Annotated in this window: 16 protein-coding genes; 13 read left to right on the top strand and 3 right to left on the bottom strand. The window is 50.9% G+C overall.

Annotated features, from left to right (window positions below; genetic code table 11):
* Positions 1–183 precede the first annotated feature (183 nt).
* Positions 184–1,014 carry an aldo/keto reductase gene (locus tag HZB62_15580; GenBank protein MBI5076572.1) on the bottom strand — a complete coding sequence of 277 codons (831 nt, stop codon included), beginning with the start codon at positions 1,012–1,014 and terminating at the stop codon, positions 184–186.
* Between the two features lie 92 nt (positions 1,015–1,106).
* Here HZB62_15580 and kdsB point away from each other — a divergent pair, with 92 nt between their 5' ends.
* From kdsB to HZB62_15520, 12 genes are all read left to right on the top strand, one after another.
* Positions 1,107–1,883 carry a 3-deoxy-manno-octulosonate cytidylyltransferase gene (gene kdsB, locus HZB62_15575; GenBank protein ID MBI5076571.1) on the top strand — a complete coding sequence of 259 codons (777 nt, stop codon included), beginning with the start codon at positions 1,107–1,109 and terminating at the stop codon, positions 1,881–1,883.
* Positions 1,862–3,535, top strand: coding sequence for a CTP synthase (locus tag HZB62_15570; protein MBI5076570.1), 1,674 nt, complete (start codon positions 1,862–1,864; stop codon positions 3,533–3,535). Before kdsB ends, HZB62_15570 begins: the two co-directional genes overlap by 22 nt.
* Positions 3,532–4,380, top strand: coding sequence for a 3-deoxy-8-phosphooctulonate synthase (gene kdsA / locus HZB62_15565; GenBank protein ID MBI5076569.1), 849 nt, complete (start codon positions 3,532–3,534; stop codon positions 4,378–4,380). Before HZB62_15570 ends, kdsA begins: the two co-directional genes overlap by 4 nt.
* Positions 4,377–4,856: a hypothetical protein gene (locus tag HZB62_15560; GenBank protein MBI5076568.1), complete on the top strand. Its 480-nt coding sequence runs from the start codon at positions 4,377–4,379 to the stop codon at positions 4,854–4,856. Before kdsA ends, HZB62_15560 begins: the two co-directional genes overlap by 4 nt.
* Positions 4,857–4,861: 5 nt before the next feature.
* The gene (locus HZB62_15555) at positions 4,862–5,836 is read left to right on the top strand and encodes a KpsF/GutQ family sugar-phosphate isomerase (protein MBI5076567.1); all 975 of its coding nucleotides are present in this window, start codon (positions 4,862–4,864) and stop codon (positions 5,834–5,836) included.
* Positions 5,837–6,412, top strand: coding sequence for an HAD-IIIA family hydrolase (locus tag HZB62_15550; protein ID MBI5076566.1), 576 nt, complete (start codon positions 5,837–5,839; stop codon positions 6,410–6,412).
* The gene (gene pgsA / locus HZB62_15545) at positions 6,393–6,935 is read left to right on the top strand and encodes a CDP-diacylglycerol--glycerol-3-phosphate 3-phosphatidyltransferase (protein ID MBI5076565.1); all 543 of its coding nucleotides are present in this window, start codon (positions 6,393–6,395) and stop codon (positions 6,933–6,935) included. Before HZB62_15550 ends, pgsA begins: the two co-directional genes overlap by 20 nt.
* Positions 6,932–7,516, top strand: coding sequence for a glycerol-3-phosphate 1-O-acyltransferase PlsY (gene plsY, locus HZB62_15540; GenBank protein ID MBI5076564.1), 585 nt, complete (start codon positions 6,932–6,934; stop codon positions 7,514–7,516). Before pgsA ends, plsY begins: the two co-directional genes overlap by 4 nt.
* Positions 7,513–9,180, top strand: a complete 1,668-nt coding sequence (locus HZB62_15535; GenBank protein MBI5076563.1) for a tetratricopeptide repeat protein — start codon at positions 7,513–7,515, stop codon at positions 9,178–9,180. The genes plsY and HZB62_15535 overlap by 4 nt, the downstream gene beginning before the upstream one ends.
* Positions 9,171–10,220, top strand: coding sequence for a DUF4388 domain-containing protein (locus tag HZB62_15530; GenBank protein ID MBI5076562.1), 1,050 nt, complete (start codon positions 9,171–9,173; stop codon positions 10,218–10,220). Before HZB62_15535 ends, HZB62_15530 begins: the two co-directional genes overlap by 10 nt.
* A gap of 151 nt (positions 10,221–10,371) precedes the next feature.
* Positions 10,372–11,226, top strand: coding sequence for a 7-cyano-7-deazaguanine synthase QueC (gene queC, locus HZB62_15525; protein ID MBI5076561.1), 855 nt, complete (start codon positions 10,372–10,374; stop codon positions 11,224–11,226).
* Between the two features lie 61 nt (positions 11,227–11,287).
* Entirely contained in the window at positions 11,288–12,706 is a 1,419-nt protein-coding gene (locus HZB62_15520) for an L-seryl-tRNA(Sec) selenium transferase (protein ID MBI5076560.1), read from the top strand.
* Between the two features lie 21 nt (positions 12,707–12,727).
* Here HZB62_15520 and HZB62_15515 read toward each other — a convergent pair whose 3' ends face one another.
* On the bottom strand, positions 12,728–13,033 hold the full coding sequence (locus HZB62_15515) for a hypothetical protein (GenBank protein MBI5076559.1): 306 nt from the start codon (positions 13,031–13,033) through the stop codon (positions 12,728–12,730).
* A gap of 104 nt (positions 13,034–13,137) precedes the next feature.
* Here HZB62_15515 and selB point away from each other — a divergent pair, with 104 nt between their 5' ends.
* On the top strand, positions 13,138–15,021 hold the full coding sequence (gene selB / locus HZB62_15510) for a selenocysteine-specific translation elongation factor (GenBank protein MBI5076558.1): 1,884 nt from the start codon (positions 13,138–13,140) through the stop codon (positions 15,019–15,021).
* A 235-nt stretch (positions 15,022–15,256) separates the two neighbouring features.
* Here selB and HZB62_15505 read toward each other — a convergent pair whose 3' ends face one another.
* On the bottom strand, positions 15,257–15,514 hold the full coding sequence (locus HZB62_15505) for a carboxymuconolactone decarboxylase family protein (GenBank protein ID MBI5076557.1): 258 nt from the start codon (positions 15,512–15,514) through the stop codon (positions 15,257–15,259).
* Positions 15,515–15,570: the final 56 nt, after the last annotated feature.

Genomic DNA, 15,570 nt, shown 5'->3' with positions numbered 1-15,570 from the left:
TGCGTGCAGATCGATACCGCAGTAAAATTTGTGCTGTGTGGTGTAAAATCTCATTTAAGGCCTCCTGTGGGAAAAGGTTTTGGGTCCCTGAATCATACCTGTTTCGGGTCTGGTTCAGGGGGGCCTTAATGAGTATCAAGCAGGTCAAGACTGACAAGCGGCTTACCTGCGCGTTCTCCCCTTTTATGGCTTGTAATACATCAACTTCCGGGCGATAGGAGAAAGCTGCTCGCTGAGCATCTCCTGTTCGTCTTTTGTCAGCGGGCTGAAGGCTGAGGCGAAGCGAACATTCTCTTCAAGCTGCCCGATTGTGTCGCAGCCGATGACTGCAGTGCTTATCGGATGGGACAGGGCATAGCGAAAGAAGAGATCGAGATTGCCCGGTGCGATCTGCGCTGCGGCTCCCCTGAAATAGACCTTCATCGCAACGACCCCCATGCCCCGCTCAACAGCAAGCGGCATCACCTGCCCGATAAAGCTGTTGTAATGGGGTTCAGCCGGGTTAAGCGGCATAAGGACCGTGTCGAATGCGAACCGCTCGATGCACTTTCTTAAGATCAGCGGATCATGGTGGCCGGTCAGGCCGACGAACCGCACAAGCCCCTTCTCCTTTGCCTCAACAAAGGCCTCGATCGCCCCCTGCCTGCCGAAGATCTCTTCGATCTCCTCGTCGGTCCTCACATCATGCACCTGCCAGAGGTCGAGATGGTCGGTCTTCATATTCCGGAGGGTCTCATGGAGATGATCAAAGGCACCCTTTTTGTCCCGGGCGTGCGACTTGCTCGTCAGGAATATCTCCTTCCTCCGCTCCTTCAGGGCAAGGCCGTAATAGGACTCGCTGCCTGAGTACGCCCGCGCAGACTCGCAGTAGGTGATGCCCAGATCGACTGCACGGTTGATGAGCTGGTACGCCTCCTTTTCCTGGCCAAAGGTCCGAAGCACACCCTCGCCTCCAAGGCCGAGGATGGTCACATCAATGCCGGTCCTGCCGAGTTTTCTCTTTGGGATCTCCATGGGTACAGTATATCTCAGAAACAGGTCGGACGGTTATCGTTCCGGCTGTCAAGATTTGGGTCAATTAGTATATAATGAGTGCCAAGATATCTATGTCCGCGATCGTCGTTATACCTGCCCGTTATGCATCGACCCGTTTCCCGGGTAAGCCTCTTGCACTCCTCAAAGGCATACCCATAATTCAGCATGTATATCAGAACTCTCTCAACTCCCGGTTAGCGAGCGAGGTAATTGTCGCAACCGACAGCGAGACGATCTTTAAAACGGTAATCTCCTTTGGCGGCAAAGCAATCATAACCTCGCCTGATCATCAGTCAGGCACAGACAGGATCGCTGAAGTTGCAGCAGCGATGGATTGTGATATAATGGTCAATGTCCAGGGGGATGAACCCCTCATCAGGCCTGAGATGATCGATGCGGTTATCTCTGTACTTGACGACAAAAGGGCATCTCTTGGCACGCTGGCAATACCGATTCGAGACAGCAGGGAAATCTTCGATCCTAATATTGTAAAGGTTGTATTTGATTCTGAAGGGTTTGCATGGTATTTTTCACGTGCGCCGATACCCTATCACCGGGATGAATGGAGTGACCCCCTTGCACAGAGCAGGGAGCTGAGAGCAAAGAGCGATCTGGTTGTGCGCGACTGTTTTAAGCATGTGGGGATCTACAGCTACCGTCGCGAGGTGCTGTTGAAGCTCTCATCTCTTCCTCCGGCGCGGTTGGAGATGATTGAGAAGCTTGAGCAACTCAGGGCCATAGAAAACGGGTTCAGAATAAAGGTCAGGCAGACGTTATTTGAAACAATCGGGGTGGATACACCCCAAGATTTAGAAAGGGTGGAACAATGCCTAAATTCATTTTTATAACCGGCGGGGTCTTGTCGTCATTGGGAAAGGGGATCGCTGCTGCATCCATCGGTGCGCTTCTTGAGGCAGGCGGCCTCACGGTAACGATCCAGAAGCTCGATCCGTATATCAATGTTGATCCCGGGACCTTAAGCCCGTTTCAGCACGGAGAGGTTTTTGTCTCTGATGACGGAGCTGAGGCAGATCTGGACCTCGGCCATTATGAGCGGTTCACCCATATCAGGACATCCCAGAAAAATAATTTCACGACCGGAAAGATCTATTACAATGTCATTTCCAAAGAGCGGCGCGGCGACTACCTCGGCGATACGGTTCAGGTTGTGCCCCACATTACCGACGAGATCAAACAGGCTATCAAGTCTGTCGGAGAGGGCAACGATGTAGTCATCGTTGAGATAGGCGGCACGGTCGGCGATATCGAGAGCCTGCCGTTTCTTGAGGCGATCAGGCAGATGAGATACGACGTGGGCAAGGAAAACTGCCTGTACGTTCACCTGACCCTGGTTCCGTATATCAAAACATCCGGCGAACTGAAAACCAAGCCGACCCAGCACAGCGTAAAAGAACTGCGTGCTATCGGTATCCAGCCTGATATCCTGCTCTGCAGAACAGACAGGCTTATCCCGCCTGAGGCAAAAAAGAAGATCGCTATCCATTGTAACCTGGAAACAGATGCGGTCATCAATGCGATCGACGTTGACACCATTTATGAAGTGCCCCTTGCGCTCAATGCCGAGGGCATAGAACAGCTTATCGTCAAAAAGCTCAACCTGACCCAAAAAGAGATGGATCTTGCCCTCTGGAAAGACATCGTGAGAAAGGTGAAAGAGCCCAAGCATGAGGTGACCATTGCTATCGTCGGCAAGTATGTCGGGCTCAAGGATTCATACAAGAGCCTTACCGAGGCGTTGATCCATGGGGGCATTGCCAATGACTGCAAGGTAGAGCTCCTCTGGGTCGACTCTGAGGAGATCGAGGTGAATGGACCGGAAAAGTATCTTTCAGACGTTGACGGCATCCTGGTGCCTGGGGGATTTGGCTACCGGGGCATCGAGGGAAAGATCGAGTCTGTCCGCTATGCAAGGGAAAAGAAAATTCCCTTTTTCGGCATATGCCTTGGCATGCAGTGCGCGGTTATCGAGTTCGCAAGAAACGTCTGCGAGCTCAAGGCAAACAGCTCGGAATTCGATCTGAACACCCAGGCGCCGGTCATCTATCTCATGGAAAAATGGTTTGACTTCAGAAAAGGCAGGATCGAAGAGCGCACAGAGAGCTCTCATAAGGGCGGCACCATGAGGCTCGGCGCATACCCTTGCGTCATCGAACAGAACACCAATGCCTCGGCATCCTATAAACAGAAGGAGATCTCTGAGCGCCACAGACACCGCTATGAGTTCAACAACGCATATAAGGGAGTCCTCACGAGAATGGGCATGAAGATCAGCGGAACGAGCCCTGACGGTGAACTTGTCGAGATCGTCGAGATAGAGGACCATCCCTGGTTCCTGGGCTGCCAGTTCCACCCTGAGTTCAAGTCCAGGCCGACCGAGCCTCATCCACTCTTCAGCGCATTTATTGAAGCCTCGCTCAAGGGAAAGCGTTCTCTTTTTCCTGATGCCAAGTCAGATGTCAGGGGACTGAGCCAGGGTTGAAAAGTACTATCTGCGTCGGCCCTGAAGCCTTGCATCCGGGGAACCTTTTTCTCATAGCCGGCCCCTGCGTCATCGAGGACGAAGCCATAACATGCGAAACAGCTGAGAGGCTGAAAACAATATGCTCGGATCTTGGCATCTCGTTTATTTTTAAGAGCTCTTTTGACAAGGCGAACCGTACATCAGTCTCTTCATTCCGGGGCCCCGGCATTGACAGAGGCCTCAGAATACTTTCTGATATCAGGTCAAAGCTTCAGGTCCCGGTCATTGCCGACATTCATGCCATGGCAGAGATCCGTCCTGCAGCCGGGGTGCTTGATGCACTCCAAATCCCGGCATTCCTCTGCAGGCAGACAGACCTTGTCCTGGCAGCAGCAGAGACCGGCAAACCGGTGAATATTAAGAAGGGACAATTTCTCGCTCCCTGGGATGTCAGGAATATCATAGATAAGTTCGTATCAGGCGGAAACGAGAATCTCTTTATCACCGAGCGCGGCGTCTCGTTCGGGTACAACAATCTTGTTGTCGATTTCAGGTCATTTCCGATCATGCGTTCCTTTGGATATCCGGTGATCTTTGATGTAACGCACAGCCTCCAGCTGCCGGGAGGACAGGGCACCAGTTCAGGAGGACAGAGAGAGTTTGCCGAGCCGATGGCCAGAGCCGCTGTTGCTGCAGGCATTGACGGCCTCTTTATGGAGGTCCATCCTGACCCTGAGAGGGCTTTGTGTGACGGCCCAAATATGATCAGACTTGATGAGATGAAGGGTTTTCTGACACGGGTCAAGGCTGTGCATGACCTTGTTGCAATGCAGGCCAGTGCAACAAGAGGAAATGCTATATGAAGAACCTCTCTTCTCATCTGCTCTCTTTGGCATTGACTGCTGCCGTCCTTCTTTTTTTTACGGGAGCAGGCTTCGGCGAGGAAAAGCCTCTTTCGTTCACCAATGATGATATAGATAAATACCGCAATCCGTCAGACAGCAGACCCAGGGAGCAGAGAAAAGCTCCCCCGTCAGCAATAAAGGATGACAGCAGGAAAGCACGGGGAAAACAGGAACAGGAATACTGGTGCAAAAGGGCAGCGGTCGTGAAGAGAAAGATTGATGATGCAGGCAGGGATGTCAGGGAGCGGGAAGAAGACATTTCCCGGGAGCAGTCAAAACATGTCCGCACCAGCAGAAAAATGGACACGCTGCAGGGCAGGCTCAAGAAAGCAAAGGACCACCTGTCTTCTGCAGAGAGAGACCTCACTGACATAGAGAACGAAGCCCACAGAAAAGGAATACCGCCGGGCTGGCTCAGATGCCAGTTCGATTAGAACTGATGAATTCTTTGAACAGCATTGACATTGCCAAAAAAGTCCTGCAGACCGAGGCAGATGCCGTACGCAGCCTCATTGACAGGATCGACCAGACATTTGAAAAGGCTGTTGAGATCATCCTCAACAGCAAGGGGAGAGTGGTTGTCACCGGGATGGGAAAATCAGGCCTGGTGGGCAAAAAGATCGCTGCCACGCTGGCATCAACAGGCACACCCTCCTTCTTCATGCATCCTGCTGAAGCAAGCCACGGCGATCTCGGCATGGTAACAGCGGACGATGTCATTATAGCGATCTCAAACAGCGGCGAAACAGACGAGATCATCAGCATCATACCTTTTCTCAAGCGGTTTAATGTAGGGCTTATTTCTCTGACAGGGAATCACGGCTCCACGCTTGCAAAGGCTGCAGAAGTGAATCTCGATATTTCCGTACAGGAAGAGGCCTGCCCGCTCGGCATCGTGCCGACATCCTCAACAACGGCAGCACTTGCCATGGGAGACGCCATTGCCGTTGCCCTCCTCACTAAACGAGGGTTCCAGCAGGATGACTTTGCTTCTTTCCATCCCAGCGGAAGCCTTGGGAAAAAACTCTTTATCAGGGTAAAGGACCTTATGCACTCTGGTGACTCTTTGCCGATCACGCCGCCTGACGCGTCGCTTGCTGAGGCGGTCATCAACATATCTTCGAAGCGGCTGGGCATAACCGTTATCGCTGATAACGAAAAAACCATGCTCGGCATTATCACTGACGGCGATGTGCGAAGAGGAATTGAAAAGTGGGGCAAGGACTTTTTTGACATGATGGCCAGCGAAGTAATGACCACGGATCCCCGTATCATTGCAGAAGATGAACTTGCAGCCAAGGCCCTGGGCATCATGGAAAAACTTGCTATCACAGCGCTTGTCGTGATCAGCGAGAATAACCGGGTAACGGGAGTGCTCCACCTGCATGACATTCTGAAGAAGGGGATCGCATAGATGGAAAAGCAAGGGGCAGGAAACAAAGCAGGCAGGCGGCAAGCGGCAAAGGGCACTGCAAAAGAAATCGCAAAAGGTGTAAAGCTTCTCATTCTGGACGTTGACGGCGTTCTCACGGATGGAAGCATCATCCTGGATAATCAGGGTAATGAATTCAAGGCATTTCACGTGCGGGACGGCCATGGCATCAAAATGCTGCAGAAGGCAGGCATTCGGATCGCGATCATTACCGGCAGACACTCGAAGGTGGTTGAGCGCAGAGCTCGTGAACTCGGCATCACTGACGTCTTTCAGAAATGTCTGAACAAAAAGACGGCCTATGCCAGGCTCCTGAAGCAGCATGCACTGAAAGATCATGAAGTGGCTTATGTCGGCGACGATATCATTGACGCGCCGATCATGGCGGTTGCAGGTCTGCCCGTCGCTGTTGCTGACGCTGATGCTGAAGCCAGGAAGTATGCCGTCATGGTCACGAAAAATAGGGGGGGGAGGGGAGCAGTCAGAGAAGTAACGGATTTCATTCTTAAGGCTAAAGGTCTCTGGAAAGGGATGTGCGATGACTACTTTAAAGCTTAACCTTCCGACGATCCTGACACTGAGCAGGATCGTTCTCATTCCCTTCTTCGTTTTGTCGGTCTATACCCATCCGGTGATCGGTGCCCTGGTGTTCAGCATAGCTTCGATCACGGATTTTCTTGACGGATACCTTGCACGGCGGTCCGGCCAGATCACCAAGTTCGGCATCATTATGGACCCTCTTGCAGACAAGTTCCTGGTGATATCAGCGCTCATCGTTCTTGTTGACATGGAAAGGGTGTCTGCATTCGTTGCAATAATTCTTATTGTACGGGATTTTCTGGTAACGGGTTTGAGGGTCGTGGCCCTTTCAAAGGATATTGTTATCCCGGCAGAAATGGGAGGTAAACTTAAAACTACTGCCCAGATAACAGCAGTCCTCTGCCTCATACTCATGGGCAGCATCTTTGATAAGCTTCCTTTCGATCTGTATGACATCGGCATGGTATTTATCTGGATCGCCCTTGTGTTGTCCGTGACATCAGGCGTGCAATACACGATCTCGTTCTGGAAAAAAGTGTGAAATTTGCTCTGCTGTCGCTGGCCGCTTTTCTGATCGGGTCCATACCGGTCGGTCAGATTATTGCCGGAAACCGCGGCATCGACCTGCAGAAGTCCGGCAGCGGAAATATCGGCGCTACAAACGTCCTGCGCACTACCGGAAAACTGCCGGCACTCTTCACCCTGATCGGAGATTTTGCCAAAGGAGCGGCGGTTATTCTGCTTGCAAGATTTTTTGATGTGGGGATACCGTATCAGGGTCTTATAGGGATTAGTGCGGTAATTGGCCATAACTTCTCGATATTCCTGAAATTTAAGGGAGGAAAGGGTGTCGCAACCAGCCTCGGGGTTCTTAGCCTCTATGCCCCGCTTGCAGCGCTGGTCACGATCATCCTCTGGCTTATGACCGTAGCATTGACCCGCTACTCCTCGCTCGGCGCAGTGATCTCTTTCTGCAGCCTGCCCCTGAGCATTTTTTTTCTTGATACGAAGGAAAAATTTCCCATTGCGATTATTATGAGTATAATATTGCTAGTGCGCCACAAGGATAATATCAAGCGCCTGATAGCAGGCACGGAATCAAAGGTCGGCAGAAAGACATGAGAAAGCTGACTATTTTTCTGTTTTTTTGCGTAGTATTGTCGCCGGCAATCAGCCTTGCAGATGAGTTTACCGAATCCCGGCTTGACAACGGGATCAGAAACTCGGAAGTATCCTCATATCTTCTGCTGCAGGAGTCAGCGGCAAACAGATCGCACGCAGCTGCTTTGCTCGGCAGGGCATCTGAGTACTCTCCCGACCTTCCGGCAGCTCACTTTGCTCATGCCAGATCAACGTTTTCTTTTAGCTACAGCGGCCTTCTCGACAGCGTCGATCATCTGGTCTCGGGCCTCAATGCCTATTCAAGGAACTTCTGGTGGTCGTTCAGCCTGGCCGGGGCTGCATACCTGGGACTTATGCTCTCGTTCATCGTTGCCATATTTATTATCATTATTATCCGCATATTCAGCGATCTGCCGCTGCTTTCCCATGAATTTGAAGAATCCCGGCAAAATATTACCTTGCTGTTCCTCCTCTTTGTATGTTCTCTGATCAGTCCGCTCCTGTTCCTTGCCGGTATCCTGGTCCTGCTTGGCCTGTATATGCCGAAGATAGACAAGACACTCGTATACTTCTTTCTGCTCTTTCTCGTCGTCTCTCCTTTTTTCTTGGGGACTGCTGCGCGGTTTCTGCAGGTCTCATCGTCAGGAACCATGAAGGCCATTGTCGAGGTCAATGAATCAAAGGACAATGCGTATGCCCTTTCCGCTCTCAAGACGTCAGATGAGCCTCCCGCGCTGTTTTCCTATGGACTGGCATTGAAACGCACAGGAAATTATGATCAGGCTGCCGCAGCATACAGCAATCTCATAAAAACAGAGGCCGATGCAGCTGCTTATGTAAATCTCGGCAATATCTATGTCGGACAGAATAAGCTGGACGAAGCAATAAAAAGTTATCATGCTTCGTTAACTATGCGGCCTCTTGCTTCAGCATATTACAACCTGTCCCAGATCTATAGGGAGGGCCTGGACTTCGAGAAGGGCAATGAATACTTCGCAAAAGCGCTTCAGATCGACCGGGATGCTGTCACAGGATACCGGGCGATCGCGGGAAGGAACCCGAACAGGATAGTGGCTGATGAGGCTATTCCCCCTTCATCTCTCTGGGCCCTTGCATGGAAAACCCCGGTTAAGGCGGCCACATTCAACCTTTCCGTTTTTCCGGGATGGTCCATTTCTCTTGTCGCAGTGCTGATGATATTCGCCTTTTATATGATGAACAACCACGCCGGCAACAAGGCATACCGCTGCAGGCGATGCAATCAGATCTACTGTCCTCAATGTGAAAAACATATTATGTGGGGGCAGATGTGCCCTCAATGCTTTCGGTCTCTCATAAAGCTCGAAGAGATCGAAGTAAAAGAGCGCGTTGCTCAACTGTTATCCATTTATGAACACCAGAAACACCGCAGGGATGTCATGAAGCTGCTTTCTTTCATCATTCCCGGTTCGTCTCAGGTCTATGCAGGGAAGATCCTGTACGGCTTTTTCTTCATCTGGCCTTTTCTGTTCTTCCTGCTTTTTCCTCTCGCAACTTCTTTCATGCCTCCTGACGCCCGGGGGACTCACTGGGTTGTGAACCTTGCGTCGCTGGTGATCGCAATTATATTGCTTATTATTTCCAATATCTTTACCCGGCAGAGGATATCCAAGGGATGGCTTTAGAAGGCTCATTAAAAGATTTTGGACTTGCTGATATCCTTCAGCTCATCTACTTCCAGAGGAAGACCGGAGTCCTTGCGCTTGATGGCAAGACAGACAAGGTAAAACTCCTGTTCGTGGATGGGAACATTGTCGGGGCCGATTCCAAGAGAAGAAATGAGGATAACCGCCTCGGCAAAATCCTGGTAAAAAGAGGGGTTATTAAGGACGAAGATCTCAAGGCCGTGCTTGAGGAACAGCGCAGGACCGGCATCAAACTTGGCACAGCGCTCATTCAGAGAGAACTGGCTGACAGGGAAAAGATAAAGGAGATCCTGAACAGCCAGATTACCGAGACCGTTGTCCAGCTCTTCGGCTGGCAACAGGGGACCTATGAGTTTGCAGCGCAGGGCGTGCCGCAGGATAAGGAGCTTCCCTTTTCCCTTGATACGCAACACCTTCTTATGGAAGGTCTCAGGATCCTTGATGAGCTCTCCATTATCAAGGACAGGATCACCCTTGACACACTTCTTATGCGAAAGGAAAATGATGTCTCGGGCCTGACCGAAGAGGAAAATGAGATTTTCGCCTGCGTAGACGGACAGAATGATGTCAGTACTATTATCGACCTTACCGGCCTGGACAGCTACACAGTCTCCAAAACCCTCCTTTCGCTCATGGAAAAAGGATTGGTCGATGCACAGGAGGCTGCGCCTGTCATCCCGTCTGAGGGCAGCGCTGAGACAAGGAAAACAGGAACTGCACTGAAGTACATCCCCTATCTTGCGGTGGCCGCATCTCTCATCCTCTCCTTTGTTGTTGTTTTTATGCAGAAGGATGAGACACTGAAGGTCTTTGATGCGTCAAAAAAGATTAGGGAACTCAGGTTCAGCATAGAAGCAGCAAAATTAAAAAACGTGATCTATCCGCCTGACCTTTCTGCGATAACCAATGAATCAGATCCCTGGGGTCGTCCCTATATCTATACGGTGTCAGAAGACGGATTCTTTATAAAGAGCTCAGGACCGGATCGGACTCCTGGGACAGGCGATGATGTATACTGATTCCGGGCGGCATTCAAGCGCAAACTGCGTTGGCTTGGTTGTCAACTCCTCAACATACAAGGCAGTATGACTGCGTCGCTTCCTCTGCTTAAAGCACCTACTTCTGGCTTGCCGCCTTGTTATCATTTTGAATGCAGCCGGGAAAAATAACATGAGGCGGGCCAAAAATCCTGGGAAGGCAGTTGTTCTTTTAAGCGGAGGCTTGGATTCTGCAACGACCCTGGCAATTGCAAAAGAAAAGGGCCATGAATTATATGCCGTCACCTTTGACTATCAGCAGCGGCATGCGCGGGAACTCGAATCAGCCCGTTCCATTGCATCGGCCTTAGCGGTAAAAAAACATCTCATTGTTGACTTCAGCCTCCGCAATATCGGCGGCTCTGCGCTCACTTCTGATCTGACGGTCCCGAAAAACCGTAATGCGTTATCAGTAATGCGTAACAAGTCAAAAAAAGCCATCTCCCAAAAAACCGCAGAATCACGAATTACGAATCACGAATCACCGATCCCGGCTACTTACGTCCCGGCCCGCAATACGATCTTTCTGTCCTTTGCCCTTGCCTGGGCAGAGGTGCTCGGGGCAGGAGCCATTTTTATCGGCGCCAACGCCGTTGATTACAGCGGGTACCCCGACTGCAGGCCTGAATATCTCAAGGCATTTGAAAAAATGGCCAATCTTGCGACAAAGGCGTCGGTGGAAGGGAGTTTTCACTTTCATGTAATAGCACCTCTTATCTTCATGACCAAGGCAGAGATCATACAGAAAGGTATAGCGCTGGGGATAGATTATGGGCTCACCTGGAGCTGCTATGATCCTCAGCCGGCAATAACGCAACGGACAACGGGCAACGGGCAACGGGTTAAGAAAGAATTCGCAGATCACGCATCACAACATATCGCGCACAACAACCTTTACCCCTGCGGAAAATGTGACAGCTGCAGGCTGCGGGAAAAGGGCTTCCGGGAAGCAGGCCTAAAAGACCCTTTGATATCGCAGCAGCTATAGGACATAATAAGGTCTGAAAGGCATTCACGTGCAGTAAACAAACTGATATTATGGAGCCAAAGTGAAAGAAGACAAAAGTGAAAAGGCCGCAGTCCTTTCAGCGCTTCCGTCTGTCGACGAACTTCTGAAAGGCGCTGACAGCGGCCAGTGGCTTTCCTCGTTCCCAAGAACCATTGTCGTGCAGGCGATCAGGGATATCATAGCCGGGGAAAGAAAAAAGATACTCGAAGGAGGACAGCCGGACATCGCCTCATCTGCCCTCTCATCCTGCATCAGCGCAAGAATTCAGCAGCTCTCCTCTTTCAGCCTGGTTCCCGTGATAAATGCGACCGGCATCGTGCTGCATACGAATCTGGGGAGGGCAGTGCTTTCCGAAAAAGCGGTGCACAATGTGATTGTCGCAAGCAGGGGATATTCTAATCTCGAATATGACCTCAATGCAGGGAAGAGAGGTAAGCGCCATTCCCATACAACGAGGATCCTCTGTCAGCTAACCGGGGCTGAGGATGCCCTGATCGTGAACAATAATGCTGCAGCGGTATTTCTCTCTCTTGCCGTTCTTGCGAAGGACAGGGAAGCTATCGTGTCGAGAGGCGAACTTGTCGAAATCGGCGGCTCTTTCAGGGTGCCTGATGTGATGGCTGCAAGCGGTGCAACACTTCGCGAGATCGGAACAACGAATAAGACTCACCTCCATGATTACCGCAAGGCAGTCAATGAGAAAACAGGTCTTATTCTCAAGGTCCATCAGTCAAATTATAAGATCACCGGCTTCACGGAAGAGGTGTCCATAGAACAGCTTGCACTATTGGGCAAAGAGCACGGCATCCCTGTCATGTATGATCTCGGCAGCGGCTGCCTGATCGACCTGAAACCACACGGCATCCATGGAGAGCCTTCTGTGCAGGAGATAGTAAGATCCGGTGTAGATCTTGTGACCTTCAGCGGCGACAAGCTTCTTGGGGGACCGCAGGGCGGCATCATTGTCGGCAGGCAGGATCTTCTTGAGAAGATCCGAAAAAATCCTCTTGCACGCGCAGTCAGGGTCGACAAGATGACCATCGCAGCCTTTGAGGCAACGCTCATGGACTATCTTGATCCTGAGAAAGCATTGCAAAGCATACCCGTGCTCCGGATGCTCTTCCAGTCGCCGGAAACGATCAGGTCGCGGGCAAAAAAGATCGCTGCACAACTCCGCAGACAGCTGAAAGGAGCGGGTATAGCCCTGACAATGACCGTGGAAAGAGACTCCTCAAAGGCCGGCGGCGGCTCTTTGCCTGAGGCCGAATTTGAGACCTTTGCTGTTTCAATAAACCCAATAAATATCGCTGCAAATGTATTGGAAACGCGGCTGAGAACAGGCTCAACGCCGGTCATAGCCCGGATAAGAGACAATGCCATTCTGCTTGACGCCAGAACGATACAGGATCAGGATATCAAAGAACTCGTCAAGATGGTTTCTTCTGCACTAAGGCCGTAACCGGTCCTTTCTCTCTACCCGTTACTTGCTTCTCAGCTTGCTGAGGAGCACAGCAGACAATACAAATTGATGAGCTTCTTCCTGTTTTACCTGCTTATAGAAATCACAGGTCTCACAGCTCTTGTATTTCTGGGCAAAGGTCCCCTGCGTTTCGCCTTTACAGAGCGTTCCTGCCACAACCCAGCAGCTTCGTCCGGCATTCTTGCCGCCGTGAGCTTCATTGAGTCGGATTTCCACGGTAACAGGACAGATCCCCAGGTCGCTTTCATGCGTGCCGCCAGGCTCACGACCGCACTGTTTGACCTCCCAGCAGTTACGTTTCTTCATCACTACCTCCGTAATACAGTTCTTTATTTTGTAAGCGTCTTTTTCTTGTAATTTAATATTATAACAAATTACAGAACTGTCTGAAAAATATTATAATAAAAAGTATGCGACATATCATCCTCGGCACTGCCGGACATATAGACCATGGGAAAAGTTCGCTCGTAAAGGCCCTCACGGGCATTGACCCTGACAGGCTGAAAGAGGAAAAAGACCGGGGCATCACCATTGATATCGGGTTCGCCGACCTCGCCTATCCTGAGGACGGCCTCACGGTCGGAATCGTGGACGTGCCCGGTCACGAGAAACTGATAAGCAACATGCTTGCCGGAGCAGGCGGCATAGATATTGTGCTCATGGTCATTGCTGCTGACGAAGGCATCATGCCCCAGAGCCGCGAACACCTTGCCATATGCGATCTTCTGAAGATCAAGGCAGGTCTGATCGTGATAACCAAGGCAGATCTTGTCGAAAAAGAATGGCTTGGTCTCGTTGCAGACGAAATCAAAGGTTTTGTTAAAGGAACCTTTCTGGAACAGGCTGCCGTCATTCCTGTTTCTTCCAAAACCGGCGAAAATCTTGATTCTCTCAAAAAATCGATAAAGGACCTTGCCCTCACCATCCGCCCCAAGACAGCAGAGGGGATATTCAGGCTGCCGATAGACAGGGTCTTTACCCTGAAGGGATTCGGCACTGTTATCACAGGCACAGCGGTATCCGGCATGATAGCGGTTGATACGCCGGTCGAGATCCTTCCGGCGGGGATAACAACCAAAGTAAGAGGTCTCCACAGCCACGGCAAGGCCATCCAAAAGGCATATGCCGGCCAGAGGATCGCGATAAATCTCCAGGGCGTCGAAAAGGATGACCTTCAGCGGGGAGACGTTGCCGTTGCTCCTTCAAGTTTTGTTCCGACGAGAACCCTGGATCTTTTTCTTGAACTGCTGACAAATGTTCCTGTACTGAAAAACAGGAGCCTTGTGCATTTCTATGCTGGTACCGCCGAGACGGTCGCCCGCGTCATCCTCTACGAAAAAGAAGAGCTCAAGGCAGGCGAAAGCTGTTTCTGCCAGTTCAGGATTCAGACTCCTGTTATTGCCATGTCAGGAGACCGGTATATCATCAGAAGATTCTCGCCTCTTGAAACGCTCGGCGGCGGAGAAGTGCTTGATCCTTCACCGGTCAGAAGAAAAAGAAAGGATGGCATTCAGGATCTATCAATATTGCATACAGGCAAGCTCGATCAGAAGCTTGCACTGAAGATCGAAAAAGCAGGGCCCGCTGGGATCTCAGCGCATGCGCTCCATGGCTGGATCAGTGCTGACCTTACGGCCATACGAAATGCCATTAATGGCCTCGTGCAGTCTGGCCTGATCATAAAACACGAGGAGTTGCTTATTCATAAACATGCCTTTGACCTCCTGAACAGCAGGGTGCGCAACCTGCTCATAATATTCCATAAAGAGCATCCCCTCAAGCCGGGCATGCCAAAAGAAGAGGCAAGAACTCTTCTGAACAGCGATCCGAGGCTCTTTAATTATCTTCTGACATCGCTCAAAGATGTGACCGTTGATAAGGACCTGCTCAGGCTGAAAACGTTCAGAGTAGCGCTATCCGGCGCTGCTGAAGCCCATAAGGCGAAGATCGTCGACCTTCTCGCACAGGGAGAGTTTCAGCCGCTCACCAAGACAGAGATGGCAGAGGCCCTGAAGATGGATCAGAAGCAGATAACCGATATTCTCAACATATTGGCAAAAGAGCGCGCTGTGGTAAGGGTCAACGAATCGATCTACCTGTCTGCCGCTGCATATGACAAGATGATAACAGCCTTGAAGACCTTCTTCGCCAGGAAACCGGAGCTCACGGTAGCAGAATTCCGAGACCTTCTCAATACATCCCGCAAATTCGCTCTTCCCTTTCTCGAACACCTCGACGCAGCGAGAGTAACCCTCCGGCTGGGGGATGCGAGAAAATTGCTGCTCAAAAGCTGATTTCCCCTGCCGGGTAACCGGAGTCGTATGTGCTATCTCATGGAAACAACACGTAAATTTAAAATATGCCGTTGCAGTAGTGCACCAGAGTGAGGGGTTTCCCGAGCAGGCACTTCAAGTCTTTTCTCCACCATGCAGGACTTTCTGCTTTTTTTACCCGTTGTTCGCCTATATAAGAAAAGCCTTGCAGCTGAGGCATCTTCTGCACTCCGCTGCAAGGCTTTTTCCGGCAGCCCTAGCTACATCCGCATCCTTGCATCGATGCTCCTGCATTTGACGGTGCAGTTTTACTGATGGTTGCAGCGAACTGATCCATCTTTCCTGCAGCGCCCTTTCTGACTGTTTTTGCAACTTCAATTGCCTGTGCAATTTCAGGGTCACTGGCCCCGCTTTCCAGCGCCTTATCAACATGATACTGCAGACATGGCTGGCAGTTTGCTGTTACCGATGCCCCTATCGCGATCAATTCTGTAATCCGGTTATCAAGCTTCATGGCATATCACCTCCTTCCTGTCCTATAGACGAAGAAGGGGCAGGAAAGGATACATC

The sequence above is a fragment of the Nitrospirota bacterium genome (genome assembly GCA_016214855.1).
Classification (GTDB): domain Bacteria; phylum Nitrospirota; class Thermodesulfovibrionia; order Thermodesulfovibrionales; family UBA6898; genus UBA6898.
Note: the sequence above shows the minus strand (reverse complement) of the source record. Positions and strands in the feature narration are given on the sequence as shown.